The 21,497-nt window shown below is 66.0% G+C and carries 20 protein-coding genes, 1 tRNA gene and 1 pseudogene; 7 read left to right on the plus strand and 15 right to left on the minus strand.

Annotated elements, in window-relative coordinates; all coding sequences use genetic code 11:
• Nucleotides 1-7: 7 nt before the first annotated feature.
• From WD430_RS16015 to WD430_RS16025, 3 genes are all read right to left on the minus strand, one after another.
• A complete protein-coding gene (locus tag WD430_RS16015) occupies nucleotides 8-445 on the minus strand; it encodes a universal stress protein (RefSeq protein ID WP_339103422.1) in 438 nt (145 codons plus the stop codon).
• Nucleotides 446-806: 361 nt separating this feature from the next.
• On the minus strand, nucleotides 807-2,354 hold the full coding sequence (locus tag WD430_RS16020; RefSeq protein ID WP_339103423.1) for a TrkH family potassium uptake protein: 1,548 nt from the start codon (nucleotides 2,352-2,354) through the stop codon (nucleotides 807-809).
• A complete protein-coding gene (locus WD430_RS16025; RefSeq protein WP_339103424.1) occupies nucleotides 2,351-3,022 on the minus strand; it encodes a TrkA family potassium uptake protein in 672 nt (223 codons plus the stop codon). The genes WD430_RS16020 and WD430_RS16025 overlap by 4 nt, the downstream gene beginning before the upstream one ends.
• 300 nt (nucleotides 3,023-3,322) lie before the next feature.
• Here WD430_RS16025 and WD430_RS16030 point away from each other — a divergent pair, with 300 nt between their 5' ends.
• On the plus strand, nucleotides 3,323-4,063 hold the full coding sequence (locus WD430_RS16030; RefSeq protein ID WP_339103425.1) for a TrkA C-terminal domain-containing protein: 741 nt from the start codon (nucleotides 3,323-3,325) through the stop codon (nucleotides 4,061-4,063).
• An 83-nt stretch (nucleotides 4,064-4,146) separates the two neighbouring features.
• Here WD430_RS16030 and WD430_RS16035 read toward each other — a convergent pair whose 3' ends face one another.
• Both WD430_RS16035 and WD430_RS16040 read right to left on the minus strand, forming a co-directional pair.
• Entirely contained in the window at nucleotides 4,147-6,459 is a 2,313-nt protein-coding gene (locus WD430_RS16035) for an amino acid permease (protein ID WP_339103426.1), read from the minus strand.
• A 248-nt stretch (nucleotides 6,460-6,707) separates the two neighbouring features.
• On the minus strand, nucleotides 6,708-6,944 hold the full coding sequence (locus WD430_RS16040) for a hypothetical protein (protein ID WP_339103427.1): 237 nt from the start codon (nucleotides 6,942-6,944) through the stop codon (nucleotides 6,708-6,710).
• A 199-nt stretch (nucleotides 6,945-7,143) separates the two neighbouring features.
• Between WD430_RS16040 and WD430_RS16045 the strand changes: the two genes are divergently transcribed.
• Nucleotides 7,144-8,682 (plus strand): TrkH family potassium uptake protein, encoded by a 1,539-nt coding sequence (locus tag WD430_RS16045; RefSeq protein ID WP_339103428.1) that lies wholly within the window; start codon nucleotides 7,144-7,146, stop codon nucleotides 8,680-8,682.
• Between the two features lie 83 nt (nucleotides 8,683-8,765).
• Here the strand turns inward: WD430_RS16045 and WD430_RS16050 are convergent, their stop codons facing one another.
• The 3 genes from WD430_RS16050 to WD430_RS16060 all read right to left on the minus strand — a co-directional run bounded on the left by WD430_RS16050 (nucleotide 8,766) and on the right by WD430_RS16060 (nucleotide 11,897).
• Nucleotides 8,766-9,710 (minus strand): glycoside hydrolase family 43 protein, encoded by a 945-nt coding sequence (locus tag WD430_RS16050; protein ID WP_339103429.1) that lies wholly within the window; start codon nucleotides 9,708-9,710, stop codon nucleotides 8,766-8,768.
• Nucleotides 9,711-9,884: 174 nt separating this feature from the next.
• Nucleotides 9,885-11,009: a DUF63 family protein gene (locus WD430_RS16055; protein ID WP_339103430.1), complete on the minus strand. Its 1,125-nt coding sequence runs from the start codon at nucleotides 11,007-11,009 to the stop codon at nucleotides 9,885-9,887.
• A 75-nt stretch (nucleotides 11,010-11,084) separates the two neighbouring features.
• Nucleotides 11,085-11,897: an inositol monophosphatase family protein gene (locus tag WD430_RS16060; protein WP_339103431.1), complete on the minus strand. Its 813-nt coding sequence runs from the start codon at nucleotides 11,895-11,897 to the stop codon at nucleotides 11,085-11,087.
• A 332-nt stretch (nucleotides 11,898-12,229) separates the two neighbouring features.
• Between WD430_RS16060 and WD430_RS16065 the strand changes: the two are divergent.
• A pseudogene (locus WD430_RS16065) lies at nucleotides 12,230-13,189 on the plus strand (formate/nitrite transporter family protein); the annotation flags it as partial.
• Nucleotides 13,190-13,317: 128 nt separating this feature from the next.
• Here WD430_RS16065 and WD430_RS16070 read toward each other — a convergent pair.
• The 4 genes from WD430_RS16070 to WD430_RS16085 all read right to left on the minus strand — a co-directional run bounded on the left by WD430_RS16070 (nucleotide 13,318) and on the right by WD430_RS16085 (nucleotide 16,084).
• The gene (locus WD430_RS16070; protein WP_339103432.1) at nucleotides 13,318-13,527 is read right to left on the minus strand and encodes a dodecin family protein; all 210 of its coding nucleotides are present in this window, start codon (nucleotides 13,525-13,527) and stop codon (nucleotides 13,318-13,320) included.
• A gap of 227 nt (nucleotides 13,528-13,754) precedes the next feature.
• The gene (locus tag WD430_RS16075; protein ID WP_339103433.1) at nucleotides 13,755-15,104 is read right to left on the minus strand and encodes a ribonuclease J; all 1,350 of its coding nucleotides are present in this window, start codon (nucleotides 15,102-15,104) and stop codon (nucleotides 13,755-13,757) included.
• Nucleotides 15,105-15,417: 313 nt separating this feature from the next.
• A complete protein-coding gene (locus tag WD430_RS16080; RefSeq protein WP_339103434.1) occupies nucleotides 15,418-15,828 on the minus strand; it encodes a universal stress protein in 411 nt (136 codons plus the stop codon).
• 173 nt (nucleotides 15,829-16,001) lie between these two features.
• A tRNA-Leu gene (locus WD430_RS16085) sits at nucleotides 16,002-16,084 on the minus strand.
• 104 nt (nucleotides 16,085-16,188) lie between these two features.
• On the opposite strand from WD430_RS16085, the gene WD430_RS16090 reads away from it, so the two are divergent.
• Nucleotides 16,189-16,416, plus strand: a complete 228-nt coding sequence (locus WD430_RS16090) for a DUF5795 family protein (protein WP_339103435.1) — start codon at nucleotides 16,189-16,191, stop codon at nucleotides 16,414-16,416.
• 135 nt (nucleotides 16,417-16,551) lie between these two features.
• Here the strand turns inward: WD430_RS16090 and WD430_RS16095 are convergent, their stop codons facing one another.
• From WD430_RS16095 to WD430_RS16105, 3 genes are all read right to left on the minus strand, one after another.
• Nucleotides 16,552-17,013: a hypothetical protein gene (locus WD430_RS16095; protein ID WP_339103436.1), complete on the minus strand. Its 462-nt coding sequence runs from the start codon at nucleotides 17,011-17,013 to the stop codon at nucleotides 16,552-16,554.
• A 131-nt stretch (nucleotides 17,014-17,144) separates the two neighbouring features.
• Nucleotides 17,145-17,456, minus strand: a complete 312-nt coding sequence (locus WD430_RS16100; RefSeq protein WP_339103437.1) for a DUF4242 domain-containing protein — start codon at nucleotides 17,454-17,456, stop codon at nucleotides 17,145-17,147.
• Nucleotides 17,457-17,534: 78 nt separating this feature from the next.
• Complete coding sequence (locus WD430_RS16105) at nucleotides 17,535-18,368, minus strand: UbiA family prenyltransferase (RefSeq protein WP_339103438.1); 834 nt, start codon at nucleotides 18,366-18,368, stop codon at nucleotides 17,535-17,537.
• A 216-nt stretch (nucleotides 18,369-18,584) separates the two neighbouring features.
• Here WD430_RS16105 and WD430_RS16110 point away from each other — a divergent pair, with 216 nt between their 5' ends.
• The 3 genes from WD430_RS16110 to sucD all read left to right on the plus strand — a co-directional run bounded on the left by WD430_RS16110 (nucleotide 18,585) and on the right by sucD (nucleotide 21,411).
• Nucleotides 18,585-19,103, plus strand: a complete 519-nt coding sequence (locus WD430_RS16110; protein WP_339103439.1) for an Rrf2 family transcriptional regulator — start codon at nucleotides 18,585-18,587, stop codon at nucleotides 19,101-19,103.
• Nucleotides 19,104-19,390: 287 nt separating this feature from the next.
• A complete protein-coding gene (sucC, locus tag WD430_RS16115; protein ID WP_339103440.1) occupies nucleotides 19,391-20,539 on the plus strand; it encodes an ADP-forming succinate--CoA ligase subunit beta in 1,149 nt (382 codons plus the stop codon).
• Nucleotides 20,539-21,411 (plus strand): succinate--CoA ligase subunit alpha, encoded by an 873-nt coding sequence (gene sucD, locus WD430_RS16120; protein WP_339103441.1) that lies wholly within the window; start codon nucleotides 20,539-20,541, stop codon nucleotides 21,409-21,411. Before sucC ends, sucD begins: the two co-directional genes overlap by 1 nt.
• Nucleotides 21,412-21,497 lie beyond the last annotated feature (86 nt).

The following is a 21,497-nucleotide window of genomic DNA, read 5'->3' on the forward strand; positions in this document are numbered from 1 at the left end:
GTCTCCGTCAGGCGTCGTTCGAGTCCAGTCGCGAGAAGACGACGACCGGACGCTCGCACTCGGTGATCAGTCTGTACGAATCGGACCCCGACAGCAGTCGGTGGAGTCGGCCGCCGGATCGGGGCCGAAACCCGATGGCGGTCGCGTCGACGTCCGCGGCCGCGGCGGCGATTTCGTCGACGACGTCGGTCCCGTACCTGAGTTCGCGTCGGATTGGGAGGCCGTCGGGCAGCCGCTCCTCGACGATCGAGAAGATCCGGTCGGCCTGCGCTCGGCGCGCCTCGAGGGGCGCCTTGTCCGGGTATCCGTCCGTCTTTTCGATGACGTGGACGACGGTGATCGTCTCGATCTCCTCGACGAACGACTCCAGCGAGTCGCACGTCGCCCGCGCGTCGCGCTCGGTCGCGACCGGGACGACCGTGTGCGTCGTGATCGAATCGGTCATCGGTTCACCACCGCCGACGGAGCCGAGCGCTCGCAGCGCCGCGCTCCCGACGTGGCTGTCGACATCGTTCCATCACTGCTGGCGTTACGGATTCAATAATATAAACCTAGCTGATTTGCGGATACAGAATCTCCCTTAAGTTCACTTATTTCGATGGTTGACTACCGAGCGGTTCTCGTCACACGCTCGAGCGCGCAACGGCTGCGAACGGTGGACTCGGCGCTCTTCGCGTGCACGTGATCGTCCGCTCACTGGGACGGGATCCGATAGCGACCGACCACCGGCGAAAACGCGCGCAGCGGTGGTCCGACGGCCGTCGGTGTCGCCGACGCGACCGTCTCGAGCGACGAGGCGCCGACGGTCAGCGATAGAGATCGAGCCGCTGGAAGAACGCGCCCAACAGCACCGCGACGGGGATGATCTCGAGGCGCCCGATCCACATATTGAACAGCAGGACGGTCTTGGCGGCCGTCGGCATTCCCGGACCGGTGATCCCGGTGTCCAGCCCCACGGTGCTCTGGGCGCTCATCACCTCGAAGATGACGTACTCGAGGGGGTATTCGGGGGGCAACGCCCACAGGAAGACCGCGACGCCGACGGCGAGCCCGGCGATCCAGAGGACGAAGACGACGGCCGCCTCGGCGTACTCGCGCTGGGCCTGTGACTGATCGAGGGTGCGCTCGCCGAGCCGGAGTCGGCGAATCGCGCTGGCCGGCGCGAAGACGCTCCTGATCTGCCAGACCGTCCCCTTGACGAGCGTGATGACGCGGACGAGTTTGAGGCCACCGACGGTCGATCCGGCGGCCGCTCCGGTCAGCATCCCGAGACAGAGCAACAGCGTCGGCCCGGCCGTCCAGACGCGGTCGGTCCCCCCGCCGATCGACGCCGTTCCGAACCCGGCGTTCGACGTCGCGGAGACGAACTGGAACAGCGCGATCCGGAACGTCTCCCCGAGCGACTCGTACTGTCCCCCTGCAGAGAGCAGCGCCATCAGTGCGACCGAACCGACGGAAAACCAGATGAACACCCACCGGGTCTGGAGATCGGCGTAGACGTTGCGCAGTTCGCCCTTGATCAGCAGGTAGTGAATCGGGAACGCGATGCTACCGGCGACCATCACCGGAACGACCGCGTACTCGATGATCGGACTGCCGTAGTGGCCGATCGAGTCGGCGTGGACGGAGAACCCGCCCGTCGCGATGGCCGTCATCGCGTGGTTGATCGCGTCCCACAGCGGCATACCGGCGACGAAGAACAGGGCGATCGCAGCGAGCGTGATCCCGAGGTAAATCTTCCAGATCTCCGTGACCGTCGAGACGATGCTGGGATGGATCTTCTCGGAGCGGGCCTCGCTCTCGTAGAGCGTCAGCGACCCGCTGCCCGGGCGGGCGAGAATCGCGACGGTGAGGACGATGACGCCGACGCCGCCGATCCACTCCGTGAACGAGCGCCACCAGTGCAGCGACCGCGGGAGGTTCTCCTCGACGGCGGCCATCGTCAGCCCGGTGCTGGTGAAGCCGCTGATGCTCTCGAAGATCCCGTTGAGGGGATGTCGAAAGACGGCGACCGTGTCGGTCATCGGCGGCGTGTTCGCCCACGCGGGATACGGATCGAGCGCGATCGTCCACGCGATGAGCAGAAAGGGGAGGCTGCCGAAGACGCCGATCGTTCCCCACGCGGCCGCCGCCGTGACCATCGCCTCGAGCCGACCGGTGTCCGACACGCCCCCGTATCGTCGCGCGAGTCCGATCCCGAGTCCGCCCATCACGACGGCCGAGCCGACGAACGCGGGGATCGCGTAGAACTCGCGGTTGATCGCGGCGACGAGGATCGAGACGAGCGCCATCAGCGAGACGACCTGCAGGATTCGACCGAGGTCCCGACCCACTGCCGAATACCGCACCCTCATGAGTGGTCGTCGGTAAACGCCGCGACCGCGTCGGCCAGCGCCGTGTCGTCGGTGAACACCGTCACCTGATCGCCGGCCCGAATCGTCGTGTCGCCCCGCGGGGCGCGGATCTCGTCGCCGCGTTTGAGCGCGACGACGAGGCAGCCGTCCGGCAGCGAACCGGTCTCGATGGCCGTCTCGAGGCGTTGGCCGTCCATCGGGGCGCCCTCGGTGACGGTCAGTTCGACGAGTTCGGTCTCCTCGTCGAGGTCGATGAAGTCGCTGACGCTGGGATACCGGACCGAGTGGTAGAGGTAGTCGGCGATCAGTCGCTGCGGGTTCTCGATGAGGTTGACACCGATCTTCTCGAAGACGGGGAGGTTCTCGGGGTCGTGGACGACGCTGACGAGGTTCGGGACGTCGTGCTCCTGGGCGAGCAACATCACCATGATGTTGACCGCGTCGATGTCGGTCGTCGAGATGACGGCGTCCGCGCGGTCGATGCTCGCATCTCGGAGCGTGTCGTGGTTCGTCGCGTCGGCGTTGAGCACGAGACAGTCGTATTCCGAGGCGACGTCGTTCGCCCGCCCCTCGTCGCTTTCGATCACGACGACGTCGTTGCCGTCGCGGACCGCGAGGTCGATCAAGTTCGAGCCGATGCTGCCGGCGCCGATGATAACGATATACATGTTCAGTCTTCCCCTGCTGATGGTTCGAGTCGCATTTCGAGCGTCCGACAACGGGTTGTTCGCTTTCGATTATTAATCTGTACGACTCGACGGCCGAAAGCAATCCGACGAGCGCGAGCGTGATACACGCCGTCCGCCGGCGACACCGGTTGCGAACGGACTGGAACGGACCGCGTACCGAACGACCGCCGTCGATAGTCCGTCATACTTCGTTCCGATTGGAGGGCAGTCACGTCGCTAGGTGTTTCGGCGGGCGATCAAAAAGCAGAAGCCTTCAGGCACGTGGGCGTACCCGGGACCATGAGTATCCGTCTCGACGAGGTGAACAAGCGAATCATCCACGCGTTGATGGACGACGCGCGGAACACGTCGGCGCCGATGATCGCCGACGAGGTCGGCGTCTCTCCGGCGACGATCCGAAACCGTATCGACCGACTCGAGGAGGCCGGGATCATCACGGGGTATCACGCGAACGTCGACTTCGACGCCGCCGACGAGATGCTCACGACGCTGTACGTGGCCACGGCGCCCGTCGAGGACCGCGCGCGACTCGCCCAGCAGGCCCGGGCGATCACCGGCGTCGTCAACGTCCGGGAGTTCGTGGCCGGGCGGGAGAACCTCCACGTGCTCGCCGTCGGGAGCGACGTCGACGCGCTCAACGGCGTCGTCCGAGAGCTCACCGCGCTGGGCCTCGAGATCGACGACGAGAAGATGATCCAGCGAGAGCAGTTTCAGGCCTACCAGCCGTTCGGGCCGGCCGAGTCCCACCAGCAGTTCTCCGACTACATCAGTCTCGCCGGCGGCAACGAGGTCGTCGAACTGACCGTCGACGACGACGCGCCGATCGTCGGGAAGACCTTAGCACAGGCCGGCCGCGACGCCGTCCTCGAGGACGGCGTGCTCGTCGTCTCGATCGAACGCGACGACACCGTACTGACGCCGACGGGAGAGAGCGAGATTCGCGCCGGCGACCTGCTGACGGTGCTCTCTCGGGGCGGGATCACGGAATCCATGCTGAACGCGTTCGAAGCCGACGACTGAGTGCGTTCTCGAGCGGACAGCACCGAGTCGAGGACGATTCGATCGGGCGCACTCGCGATCGCTCGGATCGCGAAACGAGTTCGTCAGTCCGTTCTCGTCGTCTCGGATTCGGGGTTCGGCGTCGACGGCTCCGGAGTCACGCCCGTCTCCGCGTCGCTTCGGTCGCCGTTCCCGGAGCCGAAGATCCGCTCGCGAACGGAGCGTTTGTGGCGCTTCTCGGCGAGCAGCACCGAACAGTCGACGTCTTCGAGGACGTCGAGCACGAGCGAGCCGCGAACGACCCGCGAGAGCAGCCCCTTCTCCGTCGCGCCGATGACCAGCAGCGTCGCGTCCGCCGCCGCGTCGCCGATGCTCCGCTGGACGTCGCCCGTCTCGACGGTGAGCGTCGCGTCCGACAGCTCGCGTTCGTCGGCCCACGACTCGAGGAACGCGCGTCCCTGCTGGGGATCGTCCGCGACGTGGAGGAGGGTCACCTCGGCGTCGTACTGGTCGCGCAGACAGCGCGCGACGGCCGCCGCGAGGTCGGAGTCCGGACCGCCCGCGGTCGGGAGGAGGATCCGTGACGGGTCGAACCCGCGGTCGCGGAAGACCAGGAAGTCACACGGCAGCGAGTGGGCGAGTTCGTCGGTCCTGCTCTCCACGCGGCCCGACGATCCCAGCGAGTCCGGCCCCCAGCCCATCACGCAGACGTCGGCGTCGTAGCGCGTGGCGGCGTCGAACACTTCCTCGACGCCGCGGTGGGAGAGGACCACGTGGGTCTCCACGTCGACGCCGTACGTCTCGGCGTCGGCTCGCGCCTGCTCGACCAGGTGTTCGGCCGCCTCGTAGTCCTGCTGGTCGCGTGCGGCCGTCAGCGACGTCTGGTCGGGGACCTGCTCGACGTTGACGGCGACGACCGTCCCGTCGTTCCGGTCGGCGATCGCCGAGGCGAGCGTGATCAGGTGTTTCTCGTGGGCGGGGTTCGCGAGCGGGACCATCACTCGGTAGTCGCCGCCCTCCGGTTTGACCGCCGTCGTCGCCGACACCGCCGCGTCGGGGAGTTCGTCGGACCGCTCGAGGACGTAGTCGGCGAGCACGCCCTGCGATTCGATCTCCGACCGAGCGTAGCCGAGGTACCAGACGAGTCCGAAGACGACGAACGCCATCGAGAGGAGGATGACGGTCGGCTCCATGAACGCGATCAGCGCGAGCGAGAGCACCGCGCCCAGAATCGGCGTGATGGGATACAGCGGCACTTCGAAGTCGGGCTCGTAGCCGGCGGGGTCCGCCTCGCGGAAGACGATCAGCGCGAGATTCAGGAGCCCGTAGACGATGAGATGGAGGACGCTGCCGGCCGACGCCAGCATCTCGAGGTTACCCAACGCGATGAACAGCAGGATGAGCGCGCCCGTGATCGCGATCGCGCGGTACGGCGTCGCGAACCGCGGGTGGATCTCGTTGATCTTCGGCGAGACGAGCTTGTCCCGGCCCATCGCGAAGTTGATCCGCGAGGACGCGAGGATCGAGGCGTTGGCCGACGAGGCGGTCGCCAGCAGGCCGCCGAACAGCAGCGCCGCGGCCCCCGCCGGTCCCATCAGCATCCGGGCGACGTCGACGACGGCCGTCTCGTTGTTCGCGACGACCTCGGTCTCGACGGCGGCAAGCACTGTCAGGAGGATCAGGGCGTACATCACGGTCACGATGACGACGCTTCCGATGACCGCCCGCGGCAGGTTGCGGCCGGGGTTTTGAATCTCCTCGCCGACGGACGTGATCTGAACGAACCCGAGGTAGGAAACGAAGACGAGTCCCGTCACCGGGAGGAGCGGCGCCCAGCCGAAGGGGTCGATGGGACGGAGCGTCTCCAGATCGGCGTTCAGGAGTCCGAACAGCGTGAAGACCGCCAGAATACCGACCAGCGTGACGACGATGATGTTCTGTAACCGGCCGGTCTCCTTCGCGCCGACGTAGTTGACGGTGATGAAGAAGGCGGCGCCGACCAGCCCGATCAACTGGGCCGACTCGAGGCCGACGGGACCGAGCGCCACCGCCGGGACGCTCACGAACTGGTTGACGTACTCGCCGAACCCGTACATGTAGAACGCGGAGGCGAACGCCAGCCCCATCCAGTTCCCCCAGCCGGCGATCGAGCCGAACAGCGGCCCGAGCCCCTGGTTGACGTAGTAGTAGGCCCCGCCGGAGACGGGCATCGCCGTCCCGAGTTCGGACGCCGAGAGCGCCGTGAACAGGGCGATCACGCCGCCGATGACGAACGCCAGCGACGCCAGCGGCCCGAGATCCGCGACGGCCTCCCCTGGGAGGACGAAGATACCCGCGCCGATCATCGTCCCGACGCCGATCGTTAGCGCGGCGAGCGGTCCGAGGTCCTTGGCGAGTTCCTCGTCGCTCCCGCTCATCGGTTCCCCCTCGCCGGTCTTCCGGTGAACGCGTTCTGTAGTCTTCGTTTCATTGTCGTACTGGAAACGGCGTCCGGCGTGTGACCCGCCCCGTTACCGACCGCGAACGCGGACGGGACCCGACGATACCGAGAGTCCCCGCTGTACGGAGGACCGTTCGGACATACTCGGGCGATGTCGGACACGCGCCTTAACTGGTTCGTTTGCCGCCCAGCCGCCGAGACCGGCTCTCACGTCCGCGAATCGGATCAGCGCCTCGAGTCGCGCCGCGTTCGGTCCGATCGCTGGACCGACTCCTCGAGGATTCGATTGACGGCCCAGGCGACCCAGCCGAAGACGAGGACGGTGAACACGCCCATTTCGGTGCGGACGAACGTCCCGTGCCAGATCGTCAGCACCGCAGCGACGACGACGATCGACACGGCGGTGACGGTAAAGACGTCGAAGAACGAGACCGGGCGCCGGACGCTTGGAAGTCGAGCCATGCCGGTCGAACCTACGCGGCGAGCGCATATAGATGATCGGTTGACATGGTCGTAGTCCGTACGTTCGCTCGAGACGACGATCGGTGTCTTCCGGCGACTCCGCCCGGTTCCCGCGATCGAACCACTTCAGTGGAATTATGTAGCGACGTCGAGTTCCCCCGATCATGATTCTGGCTCGAGCGGAGCCAGGCCTGAGAGTATGAATATACGAGTCGATTGGCGGGCGAGCGTCGCGCTGACTGGTACCGTTCTCAAGTATCTCGCCCTGACGCTGCTCGTACCGCTGGTCGTCGCCGTCATCTATCGCGAGGATATCCTCGTGTTCGTAGCGACGATCGGGATCGTCGTTGCCATCGGGTACGGACTCGAGCGACTCGATCCCGATCCCGACTTGCAACCGCGAGAAGCGTTGCTGCTGGTCGCGATCTCGTGGCTCGTGGTCGCGATCGTCGGTGCGATCCCGTATCTCATCGCCGGCTACGGGACCGAATCCGCGCTCAGACATCCGGTGAACGCGCTGTTCGAGTCGATGTCCGGGTTCACGACGACCGGGGCGACCGTGATGGCCGCGATCTCCGTCGAACAGCACTCCCACGCCCTCATGATGTGGCGCCAGCTCACTCAGTGGCTCGGCGGGATGGGGATCATCGTGTTGATGATCGCGATCCTGCCGGAGCTGGCGGTCAACGGCGCACAACTGATCCGCTCCGAGGCGCCGGGTCCGGAGCTGCAGAAGCTCACGCCGAAGATCGCCGAGACGGCGCGCATTCTCTGGCTCGTCTACTTCGGGTTCACGATCGTCTACATCGCGCTCCTCTACGGACTCCACCTCGGGGGGCTGGCGCCGAACATGAACTTCTACAACGCTGTCGCCCACGGCTTCACGACGCTGCCGACCGGCGGGTTCTCGCCGAAAGCAGACAGCATCGCCGCGTTCTCCGCCGCCGTCCAGTGGGTCGTCATCCCCTTCATGGCGGTCGCCGGAACTAACTTCGCGCTCTTCTGGTACGTGTTGGACGGCGAACCGGGACGACTCTTCGAGAACACCGAGTTCCGCGCCTACGCGGGTGCGATCGCCGTCGTGACCGCGATCGTGGCCGCGTTGCTCTACAGCGGCAGCGCCCCGCCGCTCGGCGACCTCGGCGGCGCGACCGAGGGATACGGCGAGAGCGCGCTGCGCCACGCGGCCTTCCAGACCGTCTCCCTGCTGAACTCGACGGGGTACGCGACGAGCGACTTCGCGCAGTGGGACCCGATCGCACAGACCGTCCTCCTGATCACGATGTTCATCGGCGGCTGCGCCGGCTCGACCGGCGGCGGCGTCAAGATCATCCGCTGGCTGGTCGTCCTGAAAGTCGCCCGCCGGGAGCTGTTCACCGCCGCCCACCCCGAGGCCGTCCAGCCGATTCGGCTCGGCGGCTACGTCGTCGACGAGGACGTCATCCGCGGCGTCCTCGGCTTCACGCTGCTGTACCTGTTCATCTTCGTGATCGCGACGGTGTTCATCGCCGTCGATTCGACCCGCGGCGCGGTCTCGCTCCAGCCGATCGACGCCATCAGCGCCAGCATCGCGACGATCGGGAACATCGGACCGGGCTTCGGCGACCTCGGTCCCTTCGGCAGCTACCGCGAGTTCCCCGTCACCTCGAAGCTCGTGATGATCTTCCTCATGTGGATCGGCCGTCTCGAGATCATTCCGGCGCTCGTGCTGTTCACCGGGGCGTTCTGGAAACGGTGAGGCGGTCGAGAGTCGACATCGCCTTCGGACGTCCGCAAGTCCCTCGGCCGGGACTCGAGAGCAACCGGTCGGCGGATCGTCGCTTATCTCTCTGACGGCTCCTTCTCGTACGCCTTCAGGCGGTCGTACTCCTCGGCCGTGATCGGAAGCACCGTGCCGTGTTTGAACCCGTACGGGAACGAGAACTCGTCGTCGGCGCGAACGAACTCGTCTTCCAGCGAATCCGCGACGAACGGGACGTAGCCCTGCGTCTCCGGGCTGCCGCCGTAGTAATCCAGGAACAGACACCAGCGTCCGTCCTCGAGTCGCACGGCGGTCGGTGCCTCGTACCGTCCGCCGTCCAGTCCCTCCATGGTGCGATCGAACGCCGCCACTCGGGAGAACGGCCCGGTCGGGCGCTCGCTCTTCAGCAGGACGATTCCGGTGGGATTCCCGTCGCTCTTCGCGAAACAGTAGTACGCCCCGTCCTCCTCGTACATCGCGGAGTCGATGACGCCGCTGTCGGCCTTCCGATACAGTAGGTCCGGCTCCGAGAACGCGTCGAACGAGTCGGTCCGCGCGTAGTAGATCGCCTTGTCTCCGTAGTCGTTGCCTCGATGTGACGACGACCAGTGAACGACGTAGTCGCCGTTCTCTCGGTCGTAGGTGATATCCGGCGCCCAGAGACAGCCGAACTCCCCGTCTCCGAACTCGACCATCCGCTGTTCGGACCACTCGACTAAGTCCTCGGACTCCCACAGCACCAGCGAGTCGCTCCCGTTGCGAGTGATCGCTTCCCACGATCCGTCGTACTGATTGGGCATCCCGTACGCCAGACTGAGGTCCGTCCCCATGATCACGAACCGCCCGTCCGTCGTCCGGGTGATCGCACAGTCCCTGACCCCCTTGTCGCCCTTATAACTCCAGAGAACGGGGTCGCCGTCGTTTACCTCCTCCCAGTGGAATCCGTCCCTGCTGATCCCGAAGTACACCTGCTCACCGTCCGGCGTCCGCTTCTCCCTGAAGTGTACGAACAAGTACGCGTCCATTGCTATCCCGTCGATTGTCAGGTGATCACGTATCCGTTTCTGTTTCCGCTCTCGCCCCCGATCGATACCGCGCCGAGGGTTTCACCGGGGCCTCGAGCGGCTATTCGGGAGTGTCCGGTCAGTCAGACGGATCCGTCGCCGGTCGAGTACGAACCCGAACCGCGACCGCGCCGCCTAGACGCCGAACGTCGCCCGGAGCATGTCGCGGGTGCCCGGACCGAGCCCGACGGCGACGACGGTGATCAGCATCAGGATGGCGAAGCGCGGCTGTTCGTCGAAGATCTCCTCGTTGAAGACCCAGACGACGAACGTGGCGGCGACGAGTTTCACGAGCAGGAACGGCCAGGCGGCGCCGATGGCGTCGACGACCCCGGCGGGCAGCACCGAGCCGGTGATGTCGACGATCGCCCCGTTGATGGGGTGTTTCGGCGTGAGATTGTTGGGGAGCCCGAAGGCGGTCGCCCAGTCGAGTCCGATGACGTTCGCGACGCCGTCGACCGCGTGCGCCCAGATGACGACCAGTCCCATGTACTCCGTTCCGCGGTTGATCTCGGGGGCGAACTCCCCGATGAGGAGCCAGGTGACGGCCGTGGCGACGGTCGCACCGACGAGCGTCGTCAGCAGGAGCAGCGGATGGAAGTCGGCGTACGGCTGTGTCGACGCGTACCCCAGATAGGCGAGCGTGAGCGTCAGGTAGGCCGTCCCGATCGCCGCGAGCGGGTACTCGTAACCCGAGACGCGGTCGGTCCGGTCGAGCCAGACCGCCACGACGACGGCGATCACCGTGAGGAGGGCGACGGTGAAGTAGATCAGCGGGCTGATCAGGAAGCCGATCCACGGCAACTCCATCATGAGTTCGCCCGTCTGCCGGTAGGCGGCGACGCTCGTGTCCTCGACGACCCGGAGGGCGCCGCCGAAGAGCATGAACGGGAACAGCGCGAAGAAGCCCGCGCGGTAGCGCTCGATCTCGAGGCGGCGAACCAGGAAGAGGACCCCGATCGCCATCAGGACGAGCGTCGGGATGTAGCCCGCGTAGGAGACGAACGTGTAGCCGGGTTCGGCGGTCGGTCCGGCGTTGGGACCGACCTCGCTACAGTGGACCGGATTCCCGTCCGCCCAGGCGACGCAGCTCCAGCCGTGGGCGTCGGCGACGACCGGGCCCCAGTAGTACTGCCAGATGAGATCCACGTAGACCCGCTGGGGGAAGAGGTACGCAGCGAGCGCCACGCCAGCGGCGAGGAGAACGACGGTCGCGGCCCAGATCCGCTCGGCCCCGTACCGTTCGATGTACTCGTCCATGCGGGAGTAGCTGTACGGGGGCCGCTTACCGTTTCCGATTTTTTGCAGCGGCGGTCGATCGGATCCCGCCGCCCGTCAGTCCCCGCCCGCGTCGATCTCCCGAGCGGCGGCGCGGAGTTCGTCGTGGAGGTGGCCGTTCGAGGCGACCAGTCCCGCGCTGTCGTGGCGCCAGCGGTTCCCCTCGAGGTCCGTCACGGTCCCGCCGGCCGCCCGGACCAGCGCGACGCCCGCGACGGTGTCCCACGGGTTGGCCCGCAGGTTCGTGATCGTCCCCTCGAGGGCCCCCGACGCGACCATCGCGAGCTCGAGCTGGGCGCAGCCGAAGCGGCGAACGTCGCCGAAGCGCTCGGTGAGACCGCGGACCGCCGCGGCGTACTGGTCGCGCTGGTCGAAGTCCCACCAGTAGGTGGGGCAGACGGTCCCGGCCTCGGGATCGGAGCGGGCGCTGACCGAGAGCGGCTCGCCGTTGCGGAACGCGCCCGTCGGCCCGACGCGATACGTGTCGCCCAGCGCGGGACAGACGGTGGCCCCGGCGACGGGTTCGCCGTCGCGGACCGCCGCGACGGCCGTCCCGAACGCGCGGATCCCGTTGACGTAGTTGTTCGTCCCGTCGATCGGATCGACGATCCAGGCCGGCCCCGTCTCGGGGACCGCCTTCAGCGCGTCCTCCTCCTCGCCGACGATCGGGTCGTCCGGGTACGACGCCTCGATCACCTCGATCACGCGCCGCTGGGCGTCGCGGTCGGCCTGCGTGACGACGTCCGTCTTGCCGTTCTTGTGGTCGACCTCGAGCTCCCCGCGAAAGGAGGCTTCGGCGACGTCCGCCCCGGCGCGGGCGGCGTGGACCGCGACGCTCGCCCGCCGAGCGGCCCCATCGTGTTCGCTCATAACGGGATATGGGGGCGACGGCGTGAAAAGGCGTTACCTTTCGGAGCGGTCGCGCTCGAGGTTCTGTGCCACGATATCGTCTTGCACTATTACGAACGCATCTGGACGACCGACTGCCACACGCGCTAGTCAATCGATTCCTGCGATCCGCTCGAACGGCGCGTTCGCGCTGACCGGCGTCGGCTCGTTCCTCGTCGTGCTGGCGCGGTTTCACGGCCCCGACGCGCTCTCCGAGTGGTGATCGACGCCGCGCCGGTCGCCGGCGATGGACAGGTCTGTTCATTTCACTCGCATGACGACAGCTTTATTCGGGTTATCGCGTACTCGCCACCATGAGCGCCGACGAGCGGTCCCGCGAGAAGCGGGGACGAGACGAGCCGGAGGCGGCGGAGGCACTCGACGACGAGACGATCCGAGAGGCCGTCGAGCAGTCCTCTCGCGGGGTTCCGGCGGCCGGCGCCGTCGTCCGCGACCGGTTCTCGGCGGACGAGATCTTCCACCGGATCGTCGCCGCGGCCGACGACGAGATCACGACCGGGATCCGGGAGCTGTTTTTCAGCGCGCTGGCGGCGGGCTTCGCGATCACGCTGACGGTCATGCTCTACGCGTCGCTGACCGACGCGACCGGCGGCGCGCCGATCGTCGGCGCGCTCCTCTACCCGCTCGGTTTCGTCTACATCATCATCGGCGACTACCAGTTGTTCACCGAGAACACGCTGCCGCCGGTCGCGCTCGTCTTCGAGCGGCTGGCGAGCGTTCCGGCGCTGCTGACCGTCTGGACGATCGTCCTGTTCGGAAACCTGGTCGGCGGCGCGATGGGCGCGTACGTGCTGGCGAACACGGGCGTCTTCTCCCCGTCCGTCATGTCCACTGCGGTCGGGATCGCCGAACAGGGCACCGCGACGCCGTGGTGGAGCCTGTTCTTCAAGGGAATGTTCGCCGGTCTGATCGTCGCGGGCGTCGTCTGGCTCGATTACGCGTCACAGGACACGACCTCGCGGCTGGTGCTGACGTATATCGCGTTCCTCGCGATCCCGCTGGGGAACCTCCACCACGGCGTGGTCTCGGCGACCGAAGTGCTGTTTCTCGTCTTTCGCGGCCAGCCGGTGCTCGCGACCGGCGTGATCGACTTCGCCCTCCCCGTGCTCCTCGGCAACACGATCGGCGGCGTGGTGCTCGTGACCGTCGTCAACTACTTCCAGGCGGTCGAACGCGAGTATCGAGAGCAGAACTACGTGCTCTCGTTTCGCGAACTGTGCTTCGGCAGGTTCGCCCGCGGCGAGTACGCGCCACCGCCGCGAGACGATTGAACGCGGTCGCGGAACCGCTCGAGGCCAGTCCGAAACGGTTCCGCCCTCCGAAGCGATCGAAACCGAGACGGCGGCGCACGGCGACATCGAGCGACCGGCCGACGGCGCTTTCAGCGGTCCGACGGGACGAGTGAGGCCTCGAGCGTGACCACGTACCGTTCGGTCTCCCTGCCCTCGTGATCGGTCAACTTCGACTCGATCTCGACCCCGCTGACGTGTTCGATCGTCTCGTCGGCGGCGTCCATCGCGTTCTGTACGGCGTCCTCCCACGATTCGGTCGAGCTTCCGACCAGCTCGACGATTTCGGCTCTCTCACCCATTGCCGTCCCGATTGACGCCTCCACCTGGTAAGTGATACGGCCAGTACGACCGACGGAGAAGACGCTCTCGAGACGCGAGTACTCGAATTTAAAGGGCCATTGTGCCTATCGATAGCCGGTAGAACGTCAGGTTTACATACGCGAGGGAGGGGAGCCGCGTCGCTCGAGCGCGTGCGCGTCTCGAGAGACTGACGAACGGATTGCGCGCAAAAGCGCGGCGGCCGCGATCAGGTGATCTGGATGATGTTTCCGTTAGACGTGACGTGCAGGTCGCGTCCGAGTTTGTACCCCTGGTTCGAGGCGAGATCGACGTACCCCGAGAACCCCTTCATGTTCTGGTGGGCGGGGATGACGTGCTGGGGCTGGAGCGCCTCCAGCATCTCGTAGTGGCCCTCCTGGCGGAGGTGACCCGAGACGTGGATGTCGGAGTAGATCCGCGCGCCCTGCATCCCGAGCAGTTTCTCGGCCTGGTAGCGCTGGCCCTCGTTGGTCGGCTCCGGAATGATCCCGGCCGAGAAGACGACCTTGTCGCCGTCGCCCAGTTCGTAGGGAGTCTCGCCGCGGCCCATCCGGGTGAGCATCGCGCGGGGCTCGCCCTGGTGGCCGGTGACGACGGGCAGGTAGTCCTCCTTCCCCTCGTTCATGATGCGCTCGAACGTGCGGTCGACGGAGTTTCGGTGGCCGAACATCCCGAGGTCGTCCGGGAAGTCGGCGAAGCCCATCCGTTCGGCGGTGCCCGAATACTGTTCCATCGAGCGGCCCAGCAGGACGGGTTGACGGCCGATGTCCTTGGCGAACTCGACGAGGCTCGTCACGCGCGAGATGTGACTCGAGAAGGTGGTGGCGACGATGCCGCCGTCGTAGTCCTCCATGCTGTAGAGGACGTCCCGGAGGTGTTCCCGGGCGACGTTCTCGGACTGGGTGCGTCCCTTCTTGTTCGCGTTGGTGCAGTCCTCGATGTAACAGAGGACGCCCTCGCCCTCGCGGCCGATCTCGCGGAACCGCTTCATGTCGATCGGATCGCCGATGACGGGCGTGTGGTCCATCCGCTTGTCCAGCCCGTAGACGACCGCGCCCTCGGGCGTGTGGAGGACCGGGTTGATCGCGTCGATGATCGAGTGCGTGACGTTGACGAACTCGAGTTCGACCTCGCCGCTGTCGCCGATCGACATCGTCTCGCCGGCGTCCATCTTCACGAGATCGTTCCCGCTGTCGAACTTCTGTTCGTCGGCGAGTTCGCCCTTGACGAGTTCGATCGTGAACGGCGTCGCGACGACCGGCGCGTCGTACCGGTGGGCCAACTTGGAGATGGCGCCGATGTGGTCGAGATGGCCGTGGGTCGGCACGATGGCCTTCACGTCGCCCTCGAGGTCGCTCATGATCCGATCGTCGGGGATCGCACCCATATCGATCAGATCCAGGCTGTGCATTCCTTCGGTGCGGAGGTTGTCGTGGATCAGCACCTTCGACAGGTTCAGCCCCATGTCGAAGATGACGATGTCGTCGCCGGCCCGGACCGCGGTCATCTGCCGCCCGACTTCCTCGTAGCCGCCAATTGTTGCGATTTCGATTTCCATAGGAAACGCCGATCATAGCGGCCTGTCACAGATGCGGTAGTCGAATTCGACTGCCGTGCGACTCCGTCGGCGGGCGCGAACGACGCTCTCGTTCCCGGCCTCGACGCAGTGTGTGAAAGACAGCGCGTCTTTCGGTCGTCCGTACAGTCGACCCTCGAACGTATATACCCGTGGGTCCGTTGGGAGTGGAAGTCAGACGCCAGTCGCGACGCGTGGGACCGTCGATCGGGAGCAGCGTGGGGACGACTCTCGAGTCGCTTCGGGACGGCGGCGACGCGACAGCCCAGCGACTCGAAACCCGAACGCCGACCCGCTACTTGACGGCCGTGACGGGGGACGGACTCTGTCGAATAACGGTTTCGGCGACGCTCCCGACGATGATTCGGGAGAGTCCCGTTCGACCGTGCGTGCCGATAACGACGTGATCGACGTCGGCGTCCTCGGCGTACTCGGTGATCGTCTCGCACGTCGGTCCGATATCGGCGACGCAGTCGATCGAGACGCCGTACTCGTCGGCGATCGCGTCGGCGGTTTCCAGCCGCTGCTTCGCACTGGCGAACAACTGCCCCGTCTCTTCGGCGGCCGCGTATTTGGTCGAATATCCGATTTCGTCGATCACCGTCAGGACGGTGATCTCCGCCTCGGGGAAGTTCTCGAGCGCGTGTTCCAGCGCGTGACGGGCCGGCAGCGACCCGTCGAACGGCACGAGAATGTGGGTGTTCATGTAGTGGTATTAGTTACCAATAGACATGGCTGTTGTGCAGGAGCGTGCCATACTGTCCACTGGCCGGAGAGATCCGTCGCTCGTCGACTCGAGCGGCGCGGAGAAGTTTGCGAGGGAAGATCGCTCCGTGTTGATCTTCCGCATCTTTACCGGTGCTTTCGCACCGCATGCGATGCGAGGGAAGGGAATCGAACCCTTGAACGTCTACACGAGCGGATCTTGAGTCCGCCGCCGTTGGCCGCTTGGCTACCCTCGCACGCAGTGGCGAATTCTCGCCTCTTCGGGTTAAATCGTCCGATTCGGACGCGAATCGCGACCGGCGTTGAAAACGCTTAGGGGGCCACACCGGGTAGCGCGACTGTGAGCGAGAATCGCGTCGTTCAGGGGCGAATGGTCACGGCCGAGAAACTGGCCGAGATGGTCGAGGACGACTCCGTCATGGAGGTCGACTCCATCGAGGAGGCCGACCGCGACTGTCCGGACTGCGGCGGCAACGTCCTCGAGGTGACCTACATGCCGTCGGTCACCGAGCTCGTCACTGGCTGGAAGTGCCAGGACTGCGACTGGAGCGAGGCCGACCGGGACTGAGCGTCTCGTCGTCGGTCGCAGGCGACCCGAACAGCGACCGCGTTTTCGATCCGGTGATCGGGGGCTAGTAGCGCGATCTGCTTCCGCAGAACGCCCTCGAGAACGCGTTCGACGATTCGGCGGCCGAGGTCCGAATCAGCCGGTTCGCCCGTCACGGCAGTGATCCGTACTGGGTATCAGGCGTCGTTTGAGAGGTGCACCCGCGCCGATGAGCACGAATAGGAACCCGCTAGCGAGCAGCAGGTACAATCCTATTTCGACGTCATACCGCTCGACCGACCGGTAGTTCCGAAAGATGGCGCCGAACACCCAGAGTACCACTCCGCCGGCACCGACGAGTGCGATATCCGGTCGCCACGCTCGGTATCGAGACAGTGCGGCGACGCCGACGACGGCCACGACGAGCAAAACGACGAACGGGTCGATACCGCGAAGGCCGGTCTCCATGCCCGACACGTATTCTGTGGTGTAGATCGGGCGCCCGTCCCTGTAGCCGACCGGACGCTTCCGAACCCACGGGAGCCACACTCCAACGACGGCCGAGACCGCCGCGACGATCGTCGCGACGAGATACGCCGGTGACGGGGCGTTCGCCATACAGTACCTTCCCCTACCTCTGGTAAGTGTCTTGCCAGTTCCGGACGCGCATTTCGCACCCCGAACCGGACGACGAAGGCGACGATTAGTGCGGACGCGTCACCGATGGGGTCTCCCGCGATCGGTGCGCGCTACTCGCCCTCGAGCGGCTCCCCTCGCCGATCGATGCGCGTCGCCGGCAGTCCGGCGCGATCGGCGTGCTCTCGAATCGCGTCCTCGCTCTCGGCCCGGTAGTGACAGAACGTGCCGGTGACGTCGCCGTCCTCGTCGGTCATCACTTCGGACTCGACCCACCGGATATCGGTGCCCTCGTCGCGGAGTTCCGCCAGCGCCTCCCCGGATTGCTCGCCGGCCGCCTCCAGTTCGTCTTCGCTGATCGGTTCGTCCAGGTCGCGGAGGATGAGGAAGTCCTCCATCTCCCCTTCTCGCGTTTGTTCGGACATGTGCTACAAGCGTTATCACACACCATGGAGACTCATAAATCCGGAGGAGCCGGTTCGCGTCGGTGACCGGTCGACCGCTCACCAGACCAGCCACTCGAGACCCACCACGACGGCCGCCAGAAAGACGTGCTCGCCGTCGACGACGAACCCGTAGTACAGCGGTCCGCGGTCGGGCGTCGCGAAGGGAATGTAACAGGCGACGTAGCCGTTCATCGCGAGCACGGAGAGGAACTCGAGGGCGAGATCGCTCCCGACGACGAGGGCGACGACGGCCGCGGCGATCGCGAGGTTCGCGGCCTGCGAGTAGCGACGGGTCGCGGCCGTCCCGAACCGGTTGGGTACGGTCGCGATCCCCTCCTGACGGTCGCCCTCGATGTCCTTGACGTCGAAGATGGCGGCCGCGACGGTGATCATCGCGGTCAGATACACCGCGAACGCGAGGATCTCGAGCGTCCAGAGCCGGCCGTAGTAGTAGCCGACGCCGAGCGGAATGACGCCCCAGGCGAACCCGACGAACAGGTTCTTCACGAGGAAGATCTGCTTGATCCCCCCGACCGAGTAGAGGAGGACGGCGACCAGCGGGAGGAGGAGATAGGCCGCGCCGGGAAGCCCGAGGACGACGGCGACGCCGATGGCGGCGACGTACAGTCCGACGCCCGCGGCGAGCAGCAGTCGGCCGTACCGCTTCGTGAACGAGGCCCGCTCCGGCACGTTCTCCTCGTCCTCCTCGAGGTCGGTGAATCGGTTGACGGTGTAGACGAACAGCGTGGCCGCGAAGACGATGAAGAGGGGGAGCGGCTCGAGCGGGAGGCCCGCGAGGACGAGCGTCGTGACGACGACGCTGGTCGTCGACAGCGAGATGAAGAGATTGCTGTGGACGAAGAGGCGGAGGGCCGACTGGAGCGACGACATCCAGCGTCGGGCCCGGTGCGATGCGATCGAGTTACTCACGGATTCGGCCACGACCGTGGGAAAACGTGGGGTGGTAGACGTTTGAATGCTGTGTTGACCCGGACCGCACGTCTCTCGAGGAGGAGCACTCGTCGCGTCTCGAGGGGACGAACTGCTCTGTGCCGTCCCGGTACCGAACAACCGTACGGATAAGTAGCGGCGCTGACTACTCCCGGTATGGCAGAGATTACGTTGACGACGGCGCAACGGCGGGCGGTGACTGCGCTGGTCAACGAGTATCAGTCGAGCGATGCTCCCGTGCAGGCGAAGACCATCGCGGCGGAGCTCGGCCTCGAGACCGAGAGCGTCCGCCGACAGATGGGACACCTGCGAGAGCTGGATCTGGTCGAGGGGGTCCAGGGACCGAAGGGCGGCTACCGGCCGACCGACGCCGCGTATTCGGCACTCGACCGGCAACCCGACGACGATCCCGAACCGAGCGTCCTGGCCCGCGACTTCGAGCGCACCGACGCGATCGTCGACGAGGTCCGCTTTACGAACGTCCACCATCCGGAGCGCTGTCGCGCACAGCTCCGCTTCCAGCAGTCCGTTCAGACGTTCGACGCGGGAGATGCGATCGCGGTCGGGATCGGCTCCGGAACGGACCTGCTGCTGGCGGGCGTGATCGACGCCGTCCAGCCGACCGACAACGTGCTGATCGTCGACATCGCGCGGCTCGAGACGCCGGCGTCGTAGTCCGACCGAGGCGTCCGGAACCGACGCGCTCCGCCGCTCCGCGACTCCGCGTCCGCCGGTGATTGATCGAATTACAAAATCGGGTACTCGAGGCAGGAATGTGCCGGTGAGTTCGGACGAGTGGAAAGCAGTTTACGCAGGCCAGTTGAATATCTCCAGAAAGGAGTCGTCTGGAAAGACGTTCGACCCGGACGGACGCGCTGGAGTTTCCGGTCATCGATCGATTTTCCGTCGCGAGTGGAAACTAACAGGATTTAAGCAAGGTCGGAACGCCCGTTCGAATGGCTATGAAACTGCACGAGTATCAGGCGAAGCAAGTCTTCGCCGACGCCGGCATCCCGACGCCGGCATCAGAACTCGCCTCCGACGTCGACGGCGCCGTCGCCGCGGCCGAGGAGATCGGGTATCCAGTCGCGATCAAAGCGCAGGTACAGGTCGGCGGCCGCGGCAAGGCCGGCGGGATCAAACTCGTCGAGGACGCGGACGAAGCGCGCGAGGCGGCCGACGAGATTCTGGGGATGGATCTCAAGGGTTACCACGTCGATCGCGTCCTCGTCGAGGAAGCGGTCGATTTCGTCAACGAACTCTACGTGGGGATCACGATGGACCGCGGCGAGGGCAAACCCGTCGCGATGGTCTCGACGAAGGGCGGCGTCAACATCGAGGAGGTCGCCGAGGAGGACCCCGACGCCATCGCGCGCGAACACATCGACCCCTCCTTCGGGATGCACGCCTACCAGGCCCGCAAGGCCGTCTACGACGCGGGGGTCGACCAGAGCGTCGCTCGCGACGTCTCGAACGTTCTCATGACCCTCTACGAACTCTGGGACGCTCGCGACGGCTCCGACGCCGAGATCAACCCGCTGATGGTCACCAGCGACGACGAGGTCATCGCGGCCGACGCCGTGATGAACATCGACGAGGACGCGCTGTTCCGCCAGCCCGAACTCGCCGAGATGGAAGAGGAGGCCGCGGGCGGCGACGAACTCGAGCAGAAGGCCGACGAGTACGACTTCGACTACGTCCGTCTGGACGGTAACGTCGGCATCATCGGCAACGGCGCCGGCCTCGTGATGACGACGCTCGACCTCGTCGACCACTACGGCGGCGAGCCCGCCAACTTCCTGGACGTCGGTGGCGGCGCGAAGGCCGAGCGCATCGCGAACGCGCTCGACATGGTGTTCTCGGACGACAACGTCGACAGCGTCGTCTTCAACATCTTCGGCGGGATCACGCGCGGCGACGAGGTCGCCCGCGGGATCAACGAGGCGCTCGAGCAGTTCGACGAGATCCCCAAGCCGGTCGTCGTGCGACTGGCCGGTACCAACTGGGAGGAAGGCATGGAAATTCTCAACGAGGACCTCGTGACGGTCGAGCAGACCCTCGAGGACGCGGTACAGCGTGCCGTCGAGTACGCTGGGGAGGTGAACGAATAATGAGCGTTCTAGTCGACGACGATACGCGCGTCGTGGTACAGGGCATCACCGGCGGGGAAGGCAAGTTCCACGCCCAGCAGATGATGGAGTACGGCACCAACGTCGTGGCCGGCGCGGTCCCCGGCAAGGGCGGTCAGGAGGTCGAGGGCGTCCCGGTCTACGACACGGTCCACGAGGCCGTCGAGGAGGAGAACGCCGACACCTCGGTTATCTTCGTCCCGCCGGCGTTCGCCGGCGACGCCGTCTTCGAGTCGCTCGACGCCGATCTCGACCTCGCGGTCGCGATCACGGAGGGCATTCCGACCCAGGACATGGCCCGCGTCAACAAGCGACTCTCCGAGACCGACACGCGACTCATCGGCCCGAACTGTCCGGGGCTCATCACCCCCGGCGAGGCCAAACTCGGCATTCTCCCCGGCAACATCTTCGCCGAGGGGAACGTCGGTCTGGTCTCCCGCTCGGGGACACTGACCTACCAGGTCGTCGACAGCCTGACCAACCGCGGTATCGGGCAGACGACCGCCATCGGTATCGGCGGCGACCCGATCATCGGCACCGACTTCGTCGACGCCCTCGAGCTGTTCGAGGACGACCCCGATACCGACGCCATCGTCATGTGCGGTGAGATCGGCGGCGAGGACGAGGAGGAGGCCGCCGCGTTCATCGACGACTACGTCGACACGCCGGTCGCCGGCTTCATCGCCGGCCGCACGGCACCGCCGGGCAAGCGGATGGGCCACGCCGGCGCCATCGTCTCCGGTTCCGGGACCGGTACCGCCGAGAGCAAGATCAGCGCCCTCAACGACGCGGGCGTCCCCGTCGGCGACACGCCCGAGGAAGTCGCCGACCACATCGAAGAGTTCCTCGCGTAACGTCGCGACCGGTTCGGTCTCGGCGCTCGGCCTCGAGTCGCGACTCGAGGACCGTCGGCGTTCGAGTTCCGATCGCCGTTTTTTCG

The sequence above is a fragment of the Haloterrigena sp. KLK7 genome (assembly GCF_037914945.1).
In the GTDB taxonomy this organism is placed as follows: domain Archaea; phylum Halobacteriota; class Halobacteria; order Halobacteriales; family Natrialbaceae; genus Haloterrigena; species Haloterrigena salinisoli.

Excerpts from the sequence above, each read along its gene's own strand:
- WD430_RS16075 (WP_339103433.1), bottom strand. The coding sequence starts at position 15,104 with ATGGAAATCGAAATCGCAACAATTGGCGGCTACGAGGAAGTCGGGCGG.
- WD430_RS16035 (WP_339103426.1), bottom strand. The coding sequence starts at position 6,459 with ATGAGCGGGAGCGACGAGGAACTCGCCAAGGACCTCGGACCGCTCGCC.
- WD430_RS16060 (WP_339103431.1), bottom strand. The coding sequence starts at position 11,897 with ATGAGCGAACACGATGGGGCCGCTCGGCGGGCGAGCGTCGCGGTCCAC.
- WD430_RS16025 (WP_339103424.1), bottom strand. The coding sequence starts at position 3,022 with ATGTATATCGTTATCATCGGCGCCGGCAGCATCGGCTCGAACTTGATC.
- WD430_RS16095 (WP_339103436.1), bottom strand. The coding sequence starts at position 17,013 with ATGGCGAACGCCCCGTCACCGGCGTATCTCGTCGCGACGATCGTCGCG.
- WD430_RS16050 (WP_339103429.1), bottom strand. The coding sequence starts at position 9,710 with ATGGACGCGTACTTGTTCGTACACTTCAGGGAGAAGCGGACGCCGGAC.
- WD430_RS16030 (WP_339103425.1), top strand. The coding sequence starts at position 3,323 with ATGAGTATCCGTCTCGACGAGGTGAACAAGCGAATCATCCACGCGTTG.
- WD430_RS16105 (WP_339103438.1), bottom strand. The coding sequence starts at position 18,368 with ATGTCGTCGCTCCAGTCGGCCCTCCGCCTCTTCGTCCACAGCAATCTC.
- WD430_RS16045 (WP_339103428.1), top strand. The coding sequence starts at position 7,144 with ATGAATATACGAGTCGATTGGCGGGCGAGCGTCGCGCTGACTGGTACC.
- sucC (WP_339103440.1), top strand. The coding sequence starts at position 19,391 with ATGAAACTGCACGAGTATCAGGCGAAGCAAGTCTTCGCCGACGCCGGC.
- WD430_RS16110 (WP_339103439.1), top strand. The coding sequence starts at position 18,585 with ATGGCAGAGATTACGTTGACGACGGCGCAACGGCGGGCGGTGACTGCG.
- WD430_RS16020 (WP_339103423.1), bottom strand. The coding sequence starts at position 2,354 with ATGAGGGTGCGGTATTCGGCAGTGGGTCGGGACCTCGGTCGAATCCTG.
- WD430_RS16100 (WP_339103437.1), bottom strand. The coding sequence starts at position 17,456 with ATGTCCGAACAAACGCGAGAAGGGGAGATGGAGGACTTCCTCATCCTC.
- WD430_RS16070 (WP_339103432.1), bottom strand. The coding sequence starts at position 13,527 with ATGGGTGAGAGAGCCGAAATCGTCGAGCTGGTCGGAAGCTCGACCGAA.
- sucD (WP_339103441.1), top strand. The coding sequence starts at position 20,539 with ATGAGCGTTCTAGTCGACGACGATACGCGCGTCGTGGTACAGGGCATC.
- WD430_RS16040 (WP_339103427.1), bottom strand. The coding sequence starts at position 6,944 with ATGGCTCGACTTCCAAGCGTCCGGCGCCCGGTCTCGTTCTTCGACGTC.
- WD430_RS16080 (WP_339103434.1), bottom strand. The coding sequence starts at position 15,828 with ATGAACACCCACATTCTCGTGCCGTTCGACGGGTCGCTGCCGGCCCGT.
- WD430_RS16015 (WP_339103422.1), bottom strand. The coding sequence starts at position 445 with ATGACCGATTCGATCACGACGCACACGGTCGTCCCGGTCGCGACCGAG.
- WD430_RS16055 (WP_339103430.1), bottom strand. The coding sequence starts at position 11,009 with ATGGACGAGTACATCGAACGGTACGGGGCCGAGCGGATCTGGGCCGCG.